The following is a 20,941-nucleotide window of genomic DNA, read 5'->3' as shown; positions in this document are numbered from 1 at the left end:
CGCCCTTTGGGCTGGGTGCCCCTGACGCCCGTTAGGGAAGAGAACGGCGGGCCCGACTGGCCCATTTCAAGCCGAACCGATACCGGGTTGAGCGCTACACTGAGGGTCGCCGCATGCTCATCACATCGGCCTACATGCTGCGAGGCACTTGGCGAGCGCCGCCCACCGCTAAGGCTCAATGGCTCACGATCTTTGTGGAATATGGACCGGCGTGCCTGGGCGCAGTTTCTGATAGACTGACTTGAGCCGTTCGGCGCGCGCCTCCCACGAATACAGCTCGACGGCACGCTTGCGCCCTTCGCTTCCCATTTCGCTCGCCCGGACCGCATCCTCCAGCATCGTGATCAATGCCTGGGCGAGCTCGCCAGGAGCATCGACTTCGACCAGCATCCCGGTGCTGCCAGCTAGAATGGATTCACACATCCCGCCCACGCGCGTTCCAACTACCGGTATCCCGCAGGCCATGCCCTCCACGACCGATATTCCGAAGCTCTCGCTGAGTGACGGATTCACCACAATGTCGGCCTCATGGTACGTCGCTACGAGGTCCTTGTGGGGCACGTTGCCCACGAAGTGAATTCGATCACGTAACCCGTGGCGCTCGATGAGTTCCTCTAAGTGTTCCCGATATTTGCAATTGCCCCAGTAATCGTAGAAACGGTTCAATGCGGTAACCCGCGGATCCGACGAGAGGCTGGTCAGGAAGTCTACCGAAAGCGGCGATTGCGGCCCTGCGATCCGAAGGTCGACGTCCGCAAACCTGGCCGCAACCTCACTGAAGGCCTCGATCAGTGTGTGAAGCCCCTTCTCTGGCGATACCCGCCCAACGAACAAGATGGCACGTCGGGTTCTGGTGGATGCGGAAGCCCGCTGCTCGCTCGGCCGAAAGTAAGAAACGTCCACGCCATTGCCGACGGTGGCAACGACGCCAGGATAGTCCGGGAATGCAGAACGAAAGGTGCTTGCGATGTGGTCGCTGACGGCGACCACCGCATCCACCACCTTGAGCTGACGGGCCACCTGATCGCGGTCACGCTGTGACAGCCACTCACACTGCATCTCAAGCACGAGCCGATGGGATGAGCTGGCTGCCTTCAGTTCCCGGCACCATGCCCAGTAATTCATCAAATGGACGATATCTGGTCGATCGACGGCGAGGTAGCGACGAACCTTGTTACGATATTGCGAGTGGTCATCTGCCTTCCGATCCAGCCGCAGCCAGCGCGCCAGGCGCGGAAACTGGCGGATGATCCGCTGCAGCGCGCGGTCACGCCGCGCCGCAGCCCGCCGCACCGCGAACGGCAGGTCCGCGGGCACCGTGTCGTCTCGATAATGCTTGCCATAGAGCGTAATCTGCAGGCCCTCGCCGAGCCGCAGCGCCGTATTGTAGACGATCAGACCGATTGAGTTTTGAACAGGCGGAAAAAGTCTATCGTACGGCTGACCGACGTATACGAGCTTCATGTCACTCCCCACCGTCAGCTCGTTCAGGCGACTCTTCTAAGTGCAGGGCGGTCTTCCGGTCGGGAGAGGTGGTCGGCGAGGCGGCGAATGCCCTCTTCGAGCGGCACCAGGGGACGGTTCAATATAGCTTTCATCTTGTTCGTGTCAGGACAGCGGCGCGTCATGTCGCCCTCCGCAAGGGGCGGTCGGAATTCCAACTTCGATGACGAGCCCAGCACTTCGATGACAAACTCGGCCAGCTGTCGAATGCTCATTTCCACGTCGCTGCCCACGTTGATCACTTCGTTCTCGTGCGCGCGCGTTCGATGAACCGCGATGCAAGCGTCAACCGTGTCGTCGACATAGCAGAAGGTGCGGGTCTGCGAACCGTCCCCGTAAATCGTCAGGGGCTCGCCGCGCTGGGCGGCACGCACAAATCGCGGCAGAACGAAATCCTCGCTCTGACGTGGTCCGTAGGTGTTGAAGAAGCGAAAAATGGTAAATGGCAGTCCAAACTCACGCTGAAAAGTGCGCAGATAGACCTCTCCAAGATTCTTCACCACTGCATACGGCAGACGAGAGTTAAGCGGCGTGGTGCTCTCGTTTTGAGGAATCTCGAAAGGCTCGCCATATACCTCCGATGACGAAGCGAAATAGACACGCTCGGCGCCGGTGTTCTTGCATAGCCTCAGCACGTTCTCGATACCGGTGATGTCGCGCAGCACGAGCAACGGATTTGCCAAAGTCCGCTGCACACCGACCACGGCTGCGAAGTGGAAGACGTGGGTGAAATGGAAGCGGTAGAACAACGATGAGATGTCGTCGAAATCGTTCGCATCCGCCTTGACTACGGTCAGATTGCCCGCGTCTATTTGTACCTTGTCTCGACTTCCGGTCGACAGGTTGTCAGCGACGACCACCTGGGTCTGAGGTAGCTTGACCAACGCGCGAGTGAGGGCGCTGCCGATATTGCCCGCTCCACCAGTTACCAGGATCGATTGCGTCATATTCCCCACCTCAACCGAACAGTTTAATCGACTGACGCAGGGTGCGTCCCTTCGCCAAACGCGACATCTTCGATCTCGCGAGCGAAGGTGGCTCCCAGATCCTTTCGGACGTCGCTTGAAAGTTAAATGTGGCAGCGCCAGGTTTATTTGACAACGTGGTTTTGGGTAAGCATTTCGGCTGTTCTCCCAATGGTGCAATCCGTGCTGTTTTCAGCTCTGGGGTTGGCTAAGCGCATACATTTTGCTGATTGCTGTGAACTGCTTCCCCGCGGTAATTGAGGCGATCCTTTATTGTCGACATTGAAGCGAAAGTTGCCAGCATCTCATGCAGACTGCTCCAGACCTTCAGGAACTGGTTAACCGCATCCGAACGCGGGACTACACCATTGGCATCATGGGCCTCGGCTACGTTGGTCTGCCGCTCGCCATGATCTCGCTGGACGCGGGGTTCAAAGTCATCGGGTTCGACATTGACGCGTCTCGGGTTGCACTTCTTAACCGCGGAGAAACAGGCATAGATCATTTGCCTGGTGCTGCCATCAAAGTGGCTGTCGACAGCAAGCGGTTTCGCGCCACCAGCGATTTCGCCGATCTAGGCGAACCCGACGCGATCTTGATAGCGGTGCCAACGCCGCTTACCAAAAACCGGGAGCCGAACCTCTCGTTCGTCGAAAACAGCGCACGTGCGATCGCGGAGCGGCTGCGTCCTGGTCAACTTGTCGTTCTGGAGTCGACGACCTGGCCAGGAACGACGCGAGAGATCGTGCAGCCGCTGCTCGAGGCGACGAATCTTTCTCTAGGAAAGGACTTTTTTCTCGCCTATTCGCCCGAACGGGTGGACCCAGGCAACGACGTACACACCACCGCCAAAGTTGCAAAGGTGATAGGCGCCGACGACCCATCGTCCCTACAAGTTGCCAAGGAGCTGTATGATCAGATCATTGTGCAAACCGTTCCCGTGGCCTCCACCGCAACGGCAGAGGCTGTGAAGCTGACCGAGAACATATTCCGCTCTGTGAACATTGCGTTGGTCAATGAGCTAAAGGTGATTTTTGACAGGATGGGCATCGACGTCTGGGAGGTGATCGAAGCCGCCAAGACCAAGCCGTTCGGATATATGGCGTTTTATCCAGGCCCCGGCCTCGGCGGGCACTGCATCCCGATCGACCCATTCTACCTGACCTGGAAGGCAAGAGAGTACGAAGTAACAACACGCTTCATTGAGCTTGCCGGTGAAATCAACACGAACATGCCGCATTATGTGGTGGACCGCCTCGTGGAGGCCTTGGACCGGCGAGCGAGCCGCGGCCTGAGCGGTTCGCGGATTTTGGTGATCGGGATGTCCTACAAGAAAAACGTGGGTGACACACGAGAAAGCCCATCGTTGAAGCTGATCGACATCATGGAGCGACGCGGGGCAGTCGTTGATTACCACGACCCCTACGTACCGGAGATACCCGGAACAAGAGAGTACGCCAACCTGGCAGGTCGCCCCTCTGTGGATATCTGCGCTAGCAGTTTGGCATCGTATGATGCCGTTGTCATCTCGACAGATCACGATGCGATCGATTGGCAGAACATCACCAAGCACGCAAAGCTGGTGCTCGATACCCGAAATGCTTGTGCGCGTAGTCAGTCACGCACCGACAACGTCGTAAAGGCATGAGCGGCCCGACTTGCGCACTGGCTTGGTGAACCTGCTAAGCGACAACGTCGAATGGTTTAGCACGTCGAGCGGTTGAATTCATTCAGCGCATCGCACTTTCCCGGACTTGAGCGTCGAGGCATGAGCGCCTGCGCAGCCGTGCAAACAGGTGGAGCCGGCCGAGTTCGCTACGGTTCATGCGGCGCCGGCAGGTGCTCACCCCTCCTCGTCAGCGGGCCTTTTGGTCGCCATCAGCATCCTTGCCGACCGCGTCATTCCGCCAGACATGGATCGCTTCGAATGCGTCCCATGCGATCGACACAATGTCGAGATCCCCGTCACCGTCGAGGTCGACCGTCCTTGCTCCCAGATGGCTTTCCATCCCTTCGCCGACCAGCTGCTCGATGAACCGTCCCCCACCCAGATTATGCCAGCTCGAGAGACGAAGTGCGCCGCGATGCTCGCCCATGATAAGATCCGGCCTGCCGTCGCCAGTCATATCGGACACTGAAAGGCTATTAAGGGAACCGCGCGAGGTGATTTCGTGTTGCTTCCAGTCGGAGGAGCTGTCGCCGGGGTTGTGCCACCAATACGCCTTAGCGCTGTCGGCTTTGCCATTTTCCTCGGTCACGACGATGTCCGCACGTCCATCGCCATCAAGATCGGCGGCCGCGACGCGGTCGGGATAGACCATTTCAGGAACTTTTCCAACATGCCGAAGCTCCCAGTCTGGCGAGCCGTCACCCGGATTGCGCCACCATGCGGCCGTCTTTGCATCGCCGGTCGTCGCGACAAGGTCAAGTAGACCGTCCCTATCGATATCGGCGAATGCGATCCCTTCATCAGACGCCTCGGCGCAGATGCGGGTGCGCGGCCATGGCTCGACTGTTGGATCGTCAGGAATCTTAAAATAGAAAACCCCACCGCCACTCGAGACCGCCAGCTCCGGCTTCCCACCTTCTACGGCCTGGGCCAGCACATGGCCCTGAGAGCCGAGCTCATGACTGGCGGCGGGAACCTCTCCGATCTCGTGCTCTTCAAAGCGGTGCGCTTCAATGTCCTCGGCGTGGAGCCACACCAGGTGCAGCGCCCTGCCTCCGCCGCGCTGTGCTATGACCTCCCCGCGCCCGTCACCATCGAGATCCAGGGCTGCGACCGCGTCCACACCCTCGGCAAGCGGGGTCCGTTCCCATTCTGTGTTCCAGGCTTCGGACGGTTGACGGTACCAGAACGGACCCGAGATGATGTCAGTGAGATCATCACCATCGATGGCGGAAAAAGCGATCCCAAAGGAGCGGACGTGCCCGTTCGTGATGCGATGATAGGTCCAGCGGTCGAGGCGGACCGATGCAGGCGGATCCAGCCGATTGATCCACACTCTGACAGGCGGGTTGCCCACCCAGTTCGCCCCATAGATGTCAAAATCACCGTCCCTGTCGACATCGGCGACGACGCCGTTGTGGAGACCCACATCGTCGATCACTTGACGGGCCCAGCGCGTTCCTCGCCCGTCGACATTGTAATGGATCGCGAGCTTGCGCTCCTCGGTCGTATGCATCTGCCCGACAACGACATCGTTGTCCCCGTCTCCGTCCATGTCGGCGGCCTGCAGCGTATGGGCGCCCGCAACAGAAGGCTGAATGACATGGCGGATCCAGCGGCCCTTCGGTCCGGCGAGGGGCTGGAACCAGGCAACGTCGTCAGTGTGCTCGGAACTTGAAGTCAGAATGTCGGCGCGGCCGTCCTGGTCAAGGTCGGTGACGAGCGCCTTGAATGCAGGATTGAACGGACCAAGCTCGTAGCTGCGCCATAGTGCTGCATCGCGTGCTGCCGCTGCGCCTGGATTCGACGCCCATACTCCGTGCAGGACGAGATCGACATCAGCATCGCCGTCAATATCGCCGATTGCCATTCCCTCTTCGCCAAGGTTGAAGAACAAGCCCACGCGGGCCCAGGAGCTGGGGCTTTCCTGGAAGAAAATCATCACTTCGCCAGGCGCTCGAACGACGATATCAACGAGGTCGTCCCCGTCGAAATCAGCGGCCTTGATGTCTTTGCCCCAGCTGCCGACTGCACCGATTTCCCGACGCTTCCAGCTGGGACCGTGGGTCGGGTTACCATTCGGCCGCGGGTTCTCGAACCAGACGAGATTGACAGCATCGGGCCCATCGGCCGTGACGATGTCGCGATCACCGTCCCCATCGATGTCGGCAAGCACTCCGTCGGTGGTGAACTCGACGCGGGGCCTCGCGATTACGGTGTGAACCAGATCGGGCCACCGCCACCAAGACATCGCATCCTCGGGGAAGCCGCCAAGAACGAAATCCAGTCGACTGTCGCCGTCTATATCGCCAACAAGCTTTACGTCTCCTGAATAGGGGGCAATCTCTTTGCGTTCAAAAACAAGACCCGACTGTAGAATTTCTTCGGGAGGTCCCTGTCCCTGAGCGGCCTCGCAACTTGCGAGGGTGTAGCCGATCATCAGGACCGCGATCAGGCGGCCGAACATGCTAAATGTTGATTTCGTAGCGTGTGAACATTTCCTAGTCGGCCAGCAACCGCCCGACGAAATCTCCCCCCGACAAGTCCGACAGCGTCTGCCATTCATCTTGGTTCTCCAGGCGCTGCATCTGCGACGCATGCGCCGCCAGCGCTTCCCGCATTACGCCGATAACATCGCCAAGACAGGCGAGGCTATTGAGCGTGGACGACGCAATGGTACCAATCCAGACTGGATACTCGAATACCGTAACAGGGCGACCATAAGCACGAAGCGCCGCGCGAACTGCTGCATTGACGGCGACATGATCGGAAGTCGGATCCTTTGCATAGTTCACGAAAACGCTCTGCGGCCGCCATGTGTTGAGCATCGACACGACCGCATGTGTTATCTCATGAACGTGATGATTGGCCGCCCCGCCTGGAAGGCGTAAGAATGTAACACTTTCGGATGATGCGCCCAGACGATGAACTACTTCACTTCTATGGCTCCGGCCTCGCGTGTCGTCCGCAAGGTTTCAGGATGCCTAAGGTCGCGATGAGGACGCGGCGCCATCGGTGACAAAAACCAAAACGGACCTAGGCACCCAAGGCAATCTTTTTGGCCGCAACGCCACCGCAACCCAGCGTCTCATCATCCGGATGCGGCGCAACAATGACAGCCGACGCTGACCAGTCTCCTACTTCAAACGGCCTAAGTCGCAGTCGCAATTGACTATCAAGCATGGTGCTGAAGGTCCGCCTAAAGGTCCACATTGGTGCGTTTCCATCATCCGTTCGCTCGCGTTGTTGAACCCCGATCGCCCATGGTAACAGGACTCACGGACGTTCGAGACGTGTGTTTGCTGGTGGGGAAGACTTTATGAAAGTGGGTATCCTCGCGGGCGGATTTGGGACACGGCTGGCCGAGGAAACAGAGAGCCTGCACGTGTTCAAGCCGCAACGGACGGCCCGACGCGACGTCGCGCAGTTCTACGAGGCATTCGGCATTGTTGGTCTCTTGCTTGAAGAGTTCGAGGGGGAGCGCTTTCAAGCGCATCGCCCACGTGAAAAAGCTGATCCGCGATTGCGAACTGGACGAGCACCTGGTCGCGTTCCCGTTCTGGCCAAAGCAGACTGAGCCGGGCTAAGGGGGACGATATGGACATGATGTGCCTAGATGCGAAGTCGGTAACCGAGCGGGCCTGCCGATCTTGCGGTGGAACTGGCATTGAGACGTTTCTCGAGTTCGGTAAAACGCCACTGGCCGATCGCCTTCTCACCAGCAGCGACATCGGCGAACCGGAGCCCAGTTTTCCGCTGCGCGTCGCGTTCTGCAAAGACTGCAGCCTCGTCCAGATCACCGAGACGGTGAATCCGATAATTCTTTTTGCCGATTCTTATCCATATTATTCCTCTTTCTCCCCTGCTCTCTTAAAGCATTCGCGTGCGAATGCGCTTGATCTGATCAACCGCCGCGGTCTTGGCCCGGAGAGCCTTGTCATCGAATTGGCGAGCAATGATGGTTATCTGCTGAAGAACTACGTCGAGGCGGGAATTCGGGTGCTCGGAATTGATCCGGCCGACGGACCTGCCGCCGCTGCCGAGAGGGTCGGCGTGCCCACGCGCTGTGCATTCTTCACCCGCGATGTCGCTGAAACGCTGCGCGCGCAAGGCATGCGCGCGGACGTTATCCATGCCAATAACGTGCTCGCCCACGTGGCCGACACCAACGGATTTGTGGCAGGAATTGCCCGACTTCTCAAGGATGACGGTGTGGCGGTTATCGAGGCACCCTATGTCGAACCTTTGATCGAACATTGTGAGTTCGACACGATCTATCACGAGCATCTTTGCTATTTTTCAGTTACTGCACTGGATAAGCTCTTTCGCCGCCACGGGCTTTACCTCAATGAGGTCAAGCACCTTTCAATCCATGGCGGTTCGCTGCGCCTTTACGTGGAATCGCGCGAGAACGTGGGTGCGACAGTAAAGGACCAGCTTGCCCATGAAGCCTCGCGCGGGATCGATGCGATCGGCTATTTCCGCGATTTCTCCAGCAAGGTCGACGCGCTGAAGCGCGACCTTTCCACGCTCTTACGCCGGTTAAAGTCGCAGGGCGCCACGATTGCCGCCTATGGAGCGGCAGCCAAGGGAGCAACGCTGATTAACACCGTCGGCATCGGACGCGACCTCGTGGACTTCGTCGTGGATCGCAACGACTATAAACACAACAAATATATGCCCGGACAGCGCCTGCCGATCCGCTCGACTGAAGCGCTTCTCGAGGTGCAACCCGACTACGTGCTTCTCCTTGCTTGGAATTTCGTAGACGAAATTCTCGATCAACAGGCCGAGTATCGTGCACGCGGCGGAAAATTCATCCTCCCCGTCCCAACGCCGAGAATCATATGACAAAACAGGCGGACCGCGCACAGATGGCTTGCCTGAAAGCCGATGGACCGATGCAGTCGACGGGTTCCATTCCAACCGATTGCTTGGTCTGCGGTCAGCGAAATCTGCTCAATTCGGTGCTATTCGAAGCGTTGCCCCTGCTCTGCAACGCGCTTTGTGCGGACGCGGCATCGGCACGCGCGGCACAGACCGGCAGATTTGCGACTACCTTCTGCCTCGGCTGCACGCACGTCTTCAACGCCTCATTCGAGGAAAATCGCATCGGTTATACGCAAAGCTACGAGAATTCGCTTCATTACTCCCCCCGTTTCGTGGCGTTTGTTGAAACGCTGGCCGAGCGCCTGAGCAGGACCTACGCGCTCTCGGGGAAGACGATCGTCGATATTGGATGCGGCAAGGGGGATTTCCTGAAGCGGTTAAGCTTGATCAGCGGCGCGCAGGGAATCGGTTTCGACAAGAGCTTCGAGGACAACCGGGGGGACGCGGTCCCTGGAGTACGATTTATCAAAGACTGGTTCGGCGATTCCTACGCGGATCTGCGTCCTGACCTGGTGGTATGCCGCCAGGTTCTCGAACATATCGCCGAGCCGGTGAAATTCCTGCGCGCCCTTCGCGCCCATCCGGGCATCGCACCGGAGACGGTGTTCTTCTTTGAAGTCCCGAATGTCCTTTACACGCTCCGGGATATGGGAATCTGGGACCTCATTTATGAGCACGCCTCCTATTTCACGCCCGCTTCGCTGAACGCGGCGTTCGAGATGGCTGGCTTTCGAGTGCTGGATGCAGGGACGTCTTTCGGCGACCAGTATCTTTACATTGAGGCGCGGCCGGCTGCCCCCAAGTACGCTACTTCCGTTGACAGCCGCGAAATCGAGATGCTCGTCCGCGATTTCGAGCGCGCCTATCGCGACAAGATCGAGCGATTGGGTGGTTACATCGCGAGGCGCAATCCCCAGCAGATCGTCGTCTGGGGAGGGGGATCGAAGGGCATTACATTCGTCAATGTGGTGCCAGGCGCCGATCGGATCCGCGCGATCATCGATGTGAATCCGCACAAGCAAGGTCGTTTTGCGCCAGGAACCGGCACTCCGATCCTCGCTCCGGAGGCGTTGCGCGGCCAGCCAGTCGAATCAATCATCGTCATGAACCCGCTCTACCGCGAGGAGATCACCAGTCTCGTAGCGGAACTCGGCTTCACACCCGAGATTGCGGTTGCATGAAAGTTCAATTCAACCGCGGCGGCACGAAAGCGCAGAACGGGATTGGTGGGGGATACACTCCAATGACCGTGCCGGTCGAGGTCAACATGGCCATTCCACCAAGGGTCATCGGACATTCTCGCCTCGTTATAGCCCGACAATCTGGCAGAGAGGCGCTCTCACTTTGATTGCCGCGGCGCACCTCGTTTGCCCTTGAATATCAGCCAGCGTTGAAAGAGGCGCTTCTTGATCGCCTGCGCGGATGGGCGTGTGGGACGCGGGATGGTCCATCGGTAATCGGACTGCACCAAACTGCCCCGGGTGCGTAAGACATACGTCGTTTGGGTACGTTTACGTTCCCACGCTCCGGCGTAAGGTTTGCAAGATGCACTCGAACGAATTCGAATCCCGGCAACGCGGCCGCAGCGATATCATCAGGATATCAGCCAACACCGCCTAATTTGATTGCGCTACAAAGAGGATTTCCAGAGGAGCTGCCTATGACCAATAAGAACTGGATGCAGCCACCCTTCCTCGCCAACCACAGCATCCTCAGCCATGCGTGCTTGTGGATGGTGGAATAGAATGACGAGCAAACATGCGAAACGCCATCTGTGTCCCGCGACGACTGTGCGTTCGCGAGACTCCAGCTCGATAAACGATGGCCGGAGAGAGATCGACGGCTCTCCTTTTTATTCACGTAGACCAGGCCAGATCGCTAACGGCGCAGCCGTGAGACGAAGACGGAAAGCCTTGACTGCGCGATCGAAGGTCGCAGTTCCGTCCTCCAACGGGCAAAGAGACATGCGATGACATCGATCGGCGCGAAGATTGTCAGCGGCGCAGCTTGGACAGCAGTCGAAACATGGGGGCGGCAAGCAGCCATGTTTGCCATTTTTGTCGTGTTGGCCAGGCACCTCGGACCTGAGGCATTCGGCCTCGCCGCCCTCTCCATGGTTGTACCCGTCATTCTTGCTGTTCCGGTCACGATCGGAATACCGGAGGCACTCATTCAGCACCCTAAAATTGAGTCCTTACACTTTGACTCGGCCTTCTGGCTTCTCGCCGCGAGCGGCGCAGTGATTAGCGGGCTCATCTGGATGTCTGCCGGTTTGATTGCTGCAGCGTTCGGACAGCCCATTCTCGAAGATCTCATCCGCTGGAGCAGCGTGGTCGTCGTAATTCAGGCCCTCTCGTCGGTACCTGCGGCTGTGTTGAAGCGCCAACTCGAGTTCCGCTTGTTCGCGTTGCGTACACTTGCCGGCACCGTCGTCGGCGGCACACTCGGCATCGTCTTGGTAATAGCCGGTTTCGGCGTATGGAGCATGATTTGGATGCACCTTGCAAAAGCGGCTGTGGAAACCGCTGTCCTTCTCGTTGGCAGTTCTTGGCGGCCCCGTCTGACCTTCTCCTATGCAAAGGTTCGTGACCTATTAGGATTTGGCGGCCCGCTTATCGTCCAGACTTTTTGGAGTTTTTTGAATGAGGAAATTCCAAAGGTCCTACTCGGCACGTTCCTCGGCCCCCACGCGGTCGGAGTCTATGCTCTCGCCCGTCGTCCGCTCGACCTTCTGGTGCAAGTATTCCTCAGTCCGCTGATGGCTGTCACTATGCCCACCGTGTCACGGATTCAAGATCAACCCGAAAAGATCGACCGTTTTTTCAACACGACCGTCCGCATCGCCGGGATAGCAGGGTTTCCTGCATTCATCGGATTTGCCGCGATCGCACCGATCGCGGTCCCCTTTATCTTCGGCCCGCAATGGGCCAGCGGGGTCGTCGCTGTCCAGATTCTCATGCTGCTGGGCCTGCAACGCACGATTGACAGCCTCTGCGCGTTTACGATCCTTGCAATGGGTCACTCCAGGTTGATCCTGAAGTTGAACATTGCCTACTCTGTTGTCGCAACGATGCTGTTGTCCGTCACTGCGCAGATCAGCCTTGAGATGACGATGGTGGCGCTCGTAGCCTGCGGCCTGGTCCTCCTACCAGTCTTCCTCTTCTACGCTCAGCGCATCGCGCGTATCGACGTGCTGAGACCCCTAGAGATCTTCCCACGACTGGCTCTCGCCGCCCTCCTGATGTTCGGCGCCGTCAGCGCGTGGCTAAGCAGCGCGCCTGAGCACGCCGCGCAGGAGACGCTTCTTATTAGCGCAATTGGCCTTGGAGCCGCTGTCTATTGTACGGCTCTCTTCGTGCTGGTGCGCTCTGACCTGTTCAATGCGCGAGACTTGTTCCTCAGGCTTCGCGGCTAGTTTGGTGTCGGGCGTGACCTCTAGAAGAACCCGGGGAGATAGGAGCCCTTCCTGAGCTTGGGGATGCGCAGCTCGACGGTGCCGGCGCGCGTCTCCCAGTCGCGCTCGCGATAGCCGTTGCGCTGGGCCGTGCGCAACGGGTTCTTCTCGCCATGGCCGGTGCCGGTGGCGGCCCCAACCTCCAGCTCCATCAGCCGCTCGGCGGTAAAGCCAATCATCTCGCGCAAGAGATCGGAATTCCGGAGTCTTCTCCACGAGCGCGCGTAGGTTCTGTTGATGACCACCGCAAAGCCGCTCGCTCGCTCCTGTGGGGACGCGACCGTGACCAGTATCTCTTCATCGAAGCAAGCCTCCCGAAACCGGGATGACCGCTGGTCTTTCAAGCCCTGGAAGGATTGATACCTTGGTCCGCCGCTTCGACCAAAACTATCGCGACAAAGTCGCCCCTGGTGGCGCGATTACCCATTACCTTGTCTGGGGTGCGGGATCAAAGGGCATCACTTTCGTCAACGTCGTTCCCGAGCGCGGATAAGCGCTCTCGTCGACGTCAGCCCGCACAAGCAAGGGCGCTTTTCTCCAGGCACAGGCACAACTGTGGTTGGGCCGGAGAGCCTGCGCGGCCGACCCGTGCGGTCAATCATCATGATGAACCCGCTCTATCGAGACGAAGTTGCCCAGGCGGCACACAAGCTTGGTCTTGCGCCCGATATCATCGTTGCCTGATCCTGCGATCCACCCTTTGCGGCTGATGGCCTGACTTTATCACTCCATCGACGTCGATCCGTTGCAGGTTGACCGGCCTCAGCCAGCAGTGTCGCGTATAGTCGGTCGAGCCGCGCATAAACTGCGGCCATCTAAGTGGCGTCTTGGACAGCGCCCGCCAAAGGGACAGGGAGTTAAGGCCGATCAGAAAACGAGACTGGATGAGCTGCCCGCGCCGGTCCACCGCTGCATAGGTTACGAACCCGCGAAACGCAGCGCCGAACCTCTTCAGCACCGCATCCATCTGCACGTCATAACGCTCGTTGGCGGCGAAACCTTGAAGCGTCTTTGTCGTCCCGACCGGCCGCGTGTGTCTTACAACGACATCGTCAACGATGGCGTACCGCAACCAAGGCATGTCAGTCAGGCGGGTCCAAAGAAGGTCTATTCCCGTCTCGTAGCCGAGCCCGAACAGTTTCAACGCCGTTTGCAGGCACCTGGCGCTGAACACCGGGCACATCATCTCGACCGTGTTGGTATATCGCAACAAGTATCGCTTGCCGCTGACAAGCGTCGCTGCGTAGGAGAAATAGCTGTCCCAAGACAGTGCTGGCTGAAACAGATCAAGTTTATAGCGGCGGCCGATGGCGAACAGACGATTCAAGTCCAGCTTCGTCGTCTCGATGTCATCGTCGATCAGTGCAATGAGATCATATCGCGTCACAATTTCGGGGTAGCATTGAAACAAGGCATGATAGCCGGCGATCTTGCGCCCCGGGAGAAATACACTGAAATCGTTCTGTCCATGGGAGACGCCAGCCTCGTAGGCGGCGACGAGAAGATCGAAGTCGGCGTCGCCCGCCCCCTCAGTCCAGCCGGCATGCAAAGAGCTACGCCCCGCCCGGACGATCACCAGATTTCTCTTGCCCGAACCCTCTGGCAATTTTCGGAAGTCTGACACTGCTGCGGCCGCGGGCGTGACTTGGCGAAGGTTCATACAAGGCCTCCCGGCGGGTCACGTTTCTAGACAGGCGATCGGTTGGACGCGGCATCAATGCGCTTCAGCGCTCCCAAGCCAGCGCCGCGGAGCTTGGTACGAAGCTGCGGAGAAACAGCGCCTACAAGTTCCAGGAACAGTCTCGCGATAAGCAGCGGATCCAAGATCCACGCAACCAGATGAAGCAGTGTCATGCCCAACGGTGCTTTGCGCCTGTGCCGATAGGCAATTGCGACGAGGTGTTTTAGCCGCCTCGACAACTCAAAGGCATTCGCCGTGGAGCCACCAGGATTTTGCCAAGCCAGTCGCTCGGAGCTTGGCAATCGCACCGAGCGCGTCGGATGATCACGGCTGTATAGTATCGCGCTGGGCGCATGAACAAACGTCCCGAGAAGAGCCATCTCGGCCAGAAGCGCACAATCCGAGCCGTAGTAGGGCTCGTGCAGTGTCGTTTTAGCTAACGACGCCCGGCGCCAGAGGCCGAACATCGCAGCATCCCAACCGTGCGCAGCAACCATCAACCGGAAGCGGGATGCGGGCGTCGATCCTCCCATGTCCGGCAGCACCCTTTCGACATAGGAAGTCAGTTGCCCAGTTTCGTCGATCCCCAGCAGTCGCGGGTAGGCAATGACGTGGCGGGCATTTGCGTCAAGCGCACGCACGCAGTCTGTCAAGAAACCACTGCTCAAGCGGTCATCGTGCGCGCACCATTTGAAATATTCGCCTGTGCTCAGTTGGAACGCTCGATTGAAATTGGCACCGGCTCCCAAGTTGCGAACGTTTCGGACATAGCGTATGCGCCTGTCCCGCTGCGCAAATTCCAAGCATATATCCGCTGTCCTGTCCGTCGAAGCATTATCGGTGATGACAAGTTCGAAATCGCCGAAATCTTGCTCGAGGATCGACTGAATCGCATCGGACAGGAAATTCTCGCCGTTGTAGACGGGTAAACCAAGGGATACCTTTGGCGACTTGGAATGTTCCATTTCCAGGCTCCTTCTGGGGTGGACGTCAGACCGCGACAACTTCCGGCCGCAGGTCCAGTGCAATCAAGGATTGCGCCACTTCGTTCACGTATATCGGGTTCATGACGATGACGAGATCAGGGGGAGCGTCCAACAAGTCGCTTGGCGCGATGACCGGGTGACCGGTCCCGGGCGTAAACTTGCCTTGCTTGTATGGGTTGATGTCGACTGCTGCCCAGACTTCGTCTCCAAGCTGCAAGGTCGTCAGGAACGACACTGCCTTGGAGCCGCCGCCCCACAGGACGACCCGCCGGCCGGCGGCGTATGCGGCGCGGATGCGCTCCTGCCAGAAATCCTGAACCGCACGCACGCGAGCGGGAAAGGTTTCCGCCAAACGGTGCATCACTTCCAGATCGTGCTCGAGCGGTAGTCTCGGCATCGTCCGGCCGGCTGAGGGCCGGGCGTACTGAACGATGTACTGGTTGTCATAGACGAGCTCCAGATCAGTAACGTCGAAACCTTCCTGGCGAAACAGGCGTGCGTGCGCGCCAGGACTGAAATAGGAGCAATGCTCATAGTAAATGTCCCAGAACGCGCTCTCCACGAGCACACGTTTTGCATCAGGCGTCTCGAAGACCGCCCAATCCTGGGTCCTTTTGCCGATCATCTTGCGGATCAGCCGCACGAAACTCGACACCGAGCTGACGTGTTCGAGCGTGTGGCGACAGAGGACCGTATCCGCCTGGAGATGCTGGTAGTCCGGTCCGAAATAGTCGACGATGATCTTGACGTCGCCGTACTCATCATTGCGGCCTTTGTCGGCTCGATAGGCTGGATCAATACCGAGCCCGGTGGAGCCGCCCGATATGCAAAGTTCGCGGAGAAATTCACCCTTGCCGCAGCCGATCTCCAACACGTGCTTGCCGGCTATCGCACATTTTTGTGCAATCTCGCGTGCAAGTCCTTTCGCGAAACTGTTGAAGGTGCTGGAAAAATGCTGGGATTCCTCGAAATTGGTCGAGTAACCCATGATCGTCTCGTCAAAGGCCCTGTTGAATATGAATCCGCATGCGTCGCAGAATGCGAGGTCAAGGTCGCGGCGGGGAAAGGCGTGGGCTTCTCGGGCCGAGTTCAGCAGGACACAACTATGCACCGGGATGGATTCGACCCGGTAGATTGACCGGCTGACCGGCGCCGAGCAGCACGGGCACGCGGCCGGTCGAAGCGCTTTTCTGTTGCTTGCCATGTGAAGGTCAACCGAATTCATTGTAAAATTGGCTCGACAAGTGAACCGGTTATATCGCGCGTCGAGCTCTCGGCTCCGAAGAGTTCATTGTACTCGGTCGCGCGAGCGAGTTGGACAGACTGGGCCAGGCCAAGGGCGTCGAGTATCGCCAGGTCGAACCTTTCCTCGGAGAACCGGGTCGCGTTCACGCGACAGGCGTGCGGCGTAATGGACAGCGCATTTTTCTCGAATAGATCAATGGCCCCAGCTACGGAATCGATGGCCTGACGGTCGAAGAGCACACCTGTCGGATGGGCGCTCTCGCCAAGCGGCCGGACAATGTCGCGCGCGCCGCCGCGGCCGAAAGCGATCAATGGCGTGCCGCACGCCTGGGCCTCGGCAAGCGTTATCCCGAAGTCCTCGCATCCGGCGAACACCATCGCACGAGCCTTGGCGATTTTTTCGATGTATTCATGCCGCGGCAGATAGCCGGTGAAGACTATGTTGGGGCCGGCAAGCGATCGCAGATGTTTGGATTGTACTTCGTCGCCGACAACAACCAAGCGACGCAACGGCGTTTTGCTGAACGCCTCGATTATCAGATCCGTTCGTTTATACGGGGCGTGGAACGCGGCCGTGACGTAGTAGTCATCCTTGTTGACGACGAGTTTAAGATCCTCGGTGGCGACGGGCGGATGGACGACCCGCGCGTCGCGGCCGTAAATCCGTTCGATTCGAGAGCGGACATAATTCGAGTTTGCCAGCATCAGGTCAGGACCGTGCGCCGTTCTCGTGTCCCAGGTCCGCAGCCTGTGAAGCATGTAGCGAAAGACGAGACCCTTCGGCCCAAATCCCAAGCGGGCCTGCTGCAAATAGGAGAATTGCTCGTCCCACGCATATCGCACCGGACTGTGCACATAGCACAAATGTAGTTGGTCCGGGCGGGTCAGAACGCCTCGAGAGAATGCGGCCGAAGAGGAAATTACCGCGTCATAACCCGTGACATCAAATTGTTCGATCATAAACGGGCAGAGAAAGAATAGTGACCTGTAGTACTTTTCCACGAAGGGAAGTCGATTCATGCCGGAAACGTGGAAAATTACGCCTGGAAAATACTCTTCCTTGATCTCCTTCGGGAGAAAATCAAACAGGGTGAAAACCTCGGCTCTCGGAAAAATCTTGCAGATCCGGGCAAGGACCTGCTCCCCTCCCCGAAAGTTCGGGCACCAATCATGCACGACGGCGATGCGCGCGTTGCGGTCGATGCCGGCAAATGGCGTCTTGCTGATCGATCGCAAATGTTTGGTATCCCGGCCCACCATGGTGGTTGCTTTCGGCTGTCGCACATGGCGCATGCATTGCCCTCCCGGAATGTTGGCACCTTTTTCCGGAATTCTTTGTTGCCCGGATGCTCAGCGACTGTGTGTCGTCCGCCCCGTCCAAACAAGCTGCCTATCGGGTTAAGCGCCGCACCCTCCCGAGGCCCGATGTACTCCAACGAGGTACGCCTCCTACTTCGATGGGTCTAAGCACGCATCAACGCTAACCTTATGCGCAGGCTGTATCGGCGCGACCGGCGGATTAGGATCATGGCGCGCTCACTTCGCAAGCAGTGGTCGCGCGCCGTATCTGTACCCATTGCCCGCGAGGAGAGTTGATCGTCGATGATAGTGGTCGTGATCGTCGCAACGTTTGGTCGCAAGGAACAAGTGACTCGGCTTCTTTCACAGTCGCAAGGGGCTGGGTGGAGCCCGAGTAGAATCTGAAGATCTAGTGCAGAGGTAAGAGATGCTCCAGGAACTGCCTTTTTCCGTCGACAGCGGCGCTCGTTCAAATCATCGAGTTCGGCGCCTGGGCAACCTGTCGGCTCGGCGCAACGGTTGGCGCATTCTCCACGTCGTGGTGTATGCGGGGATGTCCCTGGCCTGCATGTTGGGTGCCTCGGCTGCAAACCCCACAGACTATGTGCTCGGCCCGCAGGACAAGCTCCGCGTCAAGGTCTACGAATGGCGTGCATCACGCGACAAGATTTTTGGCTGGGATGCTCTCAATGACGAATACATAGTCGGTCCCAATGGCTCCGTTTCGCTACCGCTGGTCGGCGAAATCAAGGCTGCCGGACTCACCACCGGTGAGATCGCGAACTCGATCGGCGACAGCCTCATGAAAAGCGTCGGCCTCTCGCGAAAACCGAACACCGCTGTTGAAATCGTCCAGTTCCGACCGTTCTACGTCGTCGGCAAGGTGACGCAGTCGGGAGAATTCGCATACCGGCCCGGGCTGACCATCTTGCAGGCATTGAGCATCGCGGGCGGGTTGCGGACTCGAGAGGACAGGGATGCCAGGTTCGAGCGCGAGGTGATCCAGGGCCAAGGGGATGTGAGCCTGCTTAGACTGAGCGAGGCCAGTCTCCTCGCTCGCAAGGCACGGCTCGAGGCGGAACTCTCGCATGCCAGCGACATTCAGTTTCCGGCCCAGTTGACGTCGCGTATTCAGGACGACGTCTTTGCCGTGCTCTTGAAGCAGGAACGCTTGATCTTCCAGGCGCGCAGCGAGGGATTGGACACTCAGGTCAAGGCGCTTCTTGGTCTCCGCGAGTTCCTCCAGAAGGAACTTGCCTCGCTGGAAGCGCAACTCGTTTTTCTCGACAAGCAGATCGGCTCAATCCAGAAAGAATTGACAGCGGTTTCGGCGCTTGTCGCCAAAGGTCTTGCGGCGGCGCCGCGCGAGTTTTCTCTGGAGCGGGCCCTTGCCCAGGCGCAGAGCGAGAGGTTGTCGGCGGAAACCAGTCTGCTGCGCGGGCGCCAGGAAATCAGTAAAACTGACATATCAATTCTCGAGCTCCAGGATGGGCGCGAAAATGAGATAACGGTCGATCTGCGTCAAACGCAAGCTGAGCTCGATGCTCTCGAAAGCAAGACAGAGACGACAAGGCGGCTATTGTACGAGTCCGCGGTATCTGCCCCGAGCCTTCTTGCCCGCCGAGCCGACGCGGAGCTGGCTGCGCCGATCTACACGATTTTCCGGCCGTCGGCGGACGGTGCGACAGTGCAAATCCAAGCTGACGAAACGAGTGCCGTCGAGCCCGGAGACACGATCAAGGTTGAAATACCACTGGCTGAGGATGAAACGGGCGCGCTGGACCTGACATCGACCGAGCGGCATGAGGCGCCGGGAATAGAACTCAAGGCAGAGACCGCCGGCGACACTGTAGGCATTCCGTAGCCTCCCGGCGGATTTTTGGCAGGATGAGGCAGACGACTTTGAGAGGCGACGAGGAGAAGCCACAAAAGCGCCTTCAGCCACCTGAGCAGGAGGGAGAAGCTCGGACCGAAGGAATATGAGCATGCCAACGCAGTCGATGATGTCTCCGTACATGCCGAAAAACAGCCAGCGAGTTGGCCCAGTTGACGCATTGAGAGGCTTAGCCATGACGGCGGTCGTGGCACAGCATTGCGGATTGTTACCATTTGGATGGACGGGTGTGTGGCTCTTTTTCGTGATCTCCGGATACGTTGTTACCCTTACGGTGATAAGCCGGGAAAGCGATCAACCGGCGCTAGAAAGGTTGGTAGGGTTTTTTCGCAGGCGCGCACTTAGGATCGTCCCTGTCTATTTCGCCTACATCTGCGCAGGTGTCGTGACCATCCTTGTGAGTGGGAGTAGCCTCGACCTGATCGCTCTTGGCTCGCTACTGGGGTTTATCAACAATCTGGCCATGACGCTTGGGCGAGGTGAGCTTGATTCTTGGCCCGTCGGGCACCTGTGGACTATCTCAGTGGAGATGCAGTTCTACGTCATCTACGGCTTTGCGCTGTTCCTGATGTCCCGCCGCACCGTAGTCTTGCTGCTACTTTCTATGCTCATCTTGGCGCCTATGTTGCGCCTAGCCGTATCGATTGGCCTAACCAGAATCGGATGGGGTGCCGAAACCAGCGCGTACGCGGTCTACGCTGGATCATTTCTTCATACCGACGCCTTTGCGACGGGCTGTTTGCTAGCTTTTTTAAGTAAATATGGAATGCTCCAAAGAAAAGCTCCATTTGTTGCAATAGTTGGAACCTGCTTACTTTTCATCTATGTAATACTTTACACAAGCATTAACTACTATGTCGTGGAAGCGCGGGGCATCGACATTCTAAAAAACGTCCTCTCCGGAATTCTGTGGGGGCAGTATCGCGAAGTATTCCTTTACAGTGCGCTAGCCGCCGCCTCTGCCGGCCTTGTAAGCCTTGCCGCTGTGGAGCACCGTTCCGTTCACTGGCTTTTGAGACTGAAATCTCTCCAACATATTGGAGAGATTTCATATGGCGCATACATTTACCATGCGATTGCGGTCGTCGCGGCCAAGTTGGCCCTCTCTCCGATAATGGACTTTTCGGCGAACCCGAGGCCAATCCATACGTGGATCGCGTTGTTCTTGTTGGCATACCTTCTGACGATTGTCGCCGCAGAACTTTCATTCCGATTTTTCGAACGCCGCTTCCTGGATATCCACAATCTGCGATCTCCCACCGGGCAAATTTCCGAGATGCCGACATGACAACAGTGCGTATTGCTCTTGCTTTCCTCTCGCTTTTGTTTGCCAACTCTGCCAGCGCGGCGCGGGA

General features: G+C 58.2%; 16 protein-coding genes and 1 pseudogene. 8 read left to right on the top strand and 9 right to left on the bottom strand.

The features are described 5' to 3' along the window. Positions 1-183 precede the first annotated feature (183 nt). Entirely contained in the window at positions 184-1,464 is a 1,281-nt protein-coding gene (locus AC0L2V_RS07690) for a glycosyltransferase family 4 protein (protein WP_473519805.1), read from the bottom strand. A 23-nt stretch (positions 1,465-1,487) separates the two neighbouring features. Continuing rightward, a complete protein-coding gene (locus AC0L2V_RS07685; RefSeq protein WP_027153593.1) occupies positions 1,488-2,450 on the bottom strand; it encodes an NAD-dependent epimerase/dehydratase family protein in 963 nt (320 codons plus the stop codon). A gap of 325 nt (positions 2,451-2,775) precedes the next feature. On the opposite strand from AC0L2V_RS07685, the gene AC0L2V_RS07680 reads away from it, so the two are divergent. Continuing rightward, positions 2,776-4,116: a nucleotide sugar dehydrogenase gene (locus AC0L2V_RS07680; RefSeq protein WP_473519804.1), complete on the top strand. Its 1,341-nt coding sequence runs from the start codon at positions 2,776-2,778 to the stop codon at positions 4,114-4,116. A gap of 208 nt (positions 4,117-4,324) precedes the next feature. Here AC0L2V_RS07680 and AC0L2V_RS07675 read toward each other — a convergent pair whose 3' ends face one another. Both AC0L2V_RS07675 and AC0L2V_RS07670 read right to left on the bottom strand, forming a co-directional pair. Further along, complete coding sequence (locus AC0L2V_RS07675) at positions 4,325-6,604, bottom strand: FG-GAP repeat domain-containing protein (RefSeq protein ID WP_473519803.1); 2,280 nt, start codon at positions 6,602-6,604, stop codon at positions 4,325-4,327. A gap of 34 nt (positions 6,605-6,638) precedes the next feature. After that, the gene (locus tag AC0L2V_RS07670; RefSeq protein ID WP_473519889.1) at positions 6,639-7,058 is read right to left on the bottom strand and encodes a PIG-L deacetylase family protein; all 420 of its coding nucleotides are present in this window, start codon (positions 7,056-7,058) and stop codon (positions 6,639-6,641) included. A gap of 398 nt (positions 7,059-7,456) precedes the next feature. Here AC0L2V_RS07670 and AC0L2V_RS07665 point away from each other — a divergent pair, with 398 nt between their 5' ends. The 4 genes from AC0L2V_RS07665 (at position 7,457) to AC0L2V_RS07650 (ending at position 12,442) form a co-directional block, all read left to right on the top strand. After that, a complete protein-coding gene (locus tag AC0L2V_RS07665) occupies positions 7,457-7,714 on the top strand; it encodes a hypothetical protein (protein ID WP_473519802.1) in 258 nt (85 codons plus the stop codon). Between the two features lie 20 nt (positions 7,715-7,734). Further along, positions 7,735-8,988: a class I SAM-dependent methyltransferase gene (locus tag AC0L2V_RS07660; protein WP_473519801.1), complete on the top strand. Its 1,254-nt coding sequence runs from the start codon at positions 7,735-7,737 to the stop codon at positions 8,986-8,988. Then, complete coding sequence (locus AC0L2V_RS07655) at positions 8,985-10,208, top strand: class I SAM-dependent methyltransferase (protein WP_473519800.1); 1,224 nt, start codon at positions 8,985-8,987, stop codon at positions 10,206-10,208. The genes AC0L2V_RS07660 and AC0L2V_RS07655 overlap by 4 nt, the downstream gene beginning before the upstream one ends. 788 nt (positions 10,209-10,996) lie before the next feature. Beyond that, positions 10,997-12,442 (top strand): lipopolysaccharide biosynthesis protein, encoded by a 1,446-nt coding sequence (locus AC0L2V_RS07650; RefSeq protein WP_473509541.1) that lies wholly within the window; start codon positions 10,997-10,999, stop codon positions 12,440-12,442. Between the two features lie 26 nt (positions 12,443-12,468). Here the strand turns inward: AC0L2V_RS07650 and AC0L2V_RS07645 are convergent. Continuing rightward, positions 12,469-12,697: pseudogene (locus tag AC0L2V_RS07645) on the bottom strand (transposase); the annotation flags it as partial. 219 nt (positions 12,698-12,916) lie between these two features. On the opposite strand from AC0L2V_RS07645, the gene AC0L2V_RS07640 reads away from it, so the two are divergent. Next, positions 12,917-13,165 carry a hypothetical protein gene (locus AC0L2V_RS07640; RefSeq protein ID WP_473519888.1) on the top strand — a complete coding sequence of 83 codons (249 nt, stop codon included), beginning with the start codon at positions 12,917-12,919 and terminating at the stop codon, positions 13,163-13,165. On the opposite strand, the gene AC0L2V_RS07635 is transcribed toward AC0L2V_RS07640, so the two are convergent. The 4 genes from AC0L2V_RS07635 to AC0L2V_RS07620 form a co-directional block, all read right to left on the bottom strand. After that, positions 13,152-14,141, bottom strand: a complete 990-nt coding sequence (locus AC0L2V_RS07635; protein ID WP_473519799.1) for a hypothetical protein — start codon at positions 14,139-14,141, stop codon at positions 13,152-13,154. The two genes, AC0L2V_RS07640 and AC0L2V_RS07635, sit on opposite strands and share 14 nt — an antisense overlap. Positions 14,142-14,167: 26 nt before the next feature. Further along, positions 14,168-15,127, bottom strand: a complete 960-nt coding sequence (locus AC0L2V_RS07630) for a glycosyltransferase family 2 protein (protein ID WP_473519798.1) — start codon at positions 15,125-15,127, stop codon at positions 14,168-14,170. Positions 15,128-15,152: 25 nt separating this feature from the next. Next, positions 15,153-16,136 carry a class I SAM-dependent methyltransferase gene (locus AC0L2V_RS07625; RefSeq protein WP_473519797.1) on the bottom strand — a complete coding sequence of 328 codons (984 nt, stop codon included), beginning with the start codon at positions 16,134-16,136 and terminating at the stop codon, positions 15,153-15,155. Positions 16,137-16,369: 233 nt separating this feature from the next. Further along, positions 16,370-17,653 (bottom strand): glycosyltransferase, encoded by a 1,284-nt coding sequence (locus AC0L2V_RS07620; RefSeq protein WP_473509734.1) that lies wholly within the window; start codon positions 17,651-17,653, stop codon positions 16,370-16,372. A gap of 466 nt (positions 17,654-18,119) precedes the next feature. Here AC0L2V_RS07620 and AC0L2V_RS07615 point away from each other — a divergent pair, with 466 nt between their 5' ends. Then, positions 18,120-19,556 carry a polysaccharide biosynthesis/export family protein gene (locus AC0L2V_RS07615; protein ID WP_473509531.1) on the top strand — a complete coding sequence of 479 codons (1,437 nt, stop codon included), beginning with the start codon at positions 18,120-18,122 and terminating at the stop codon, positions 19,554-19,556. A gap of 121 nt (positions 19,557-19,677) precedes the next feature. Continuing rightward, the gene (locus AC0L2V_RS07610; protein WP_473509529.1) at positions 19,678-20,874 is read left to right on the top strand and encodes an acyltransferase family protein; all 1,197 of its coding nucleotides are present in this window, start codon (positions 19,678-19,680) and stop codon (positions 20,872-20,874) included. The last annotated feature ends 67 nt before the right edge of the window (positions 20,875-20,941 follow it).

This window comes from Mesorhizobium sp. WSM4814 (assembly GCF_055811595.1).
Note: the sequence above shows the minus strand (reverse complement) of the source record. Positions and strands in the feature narration are given on the sequence as shown.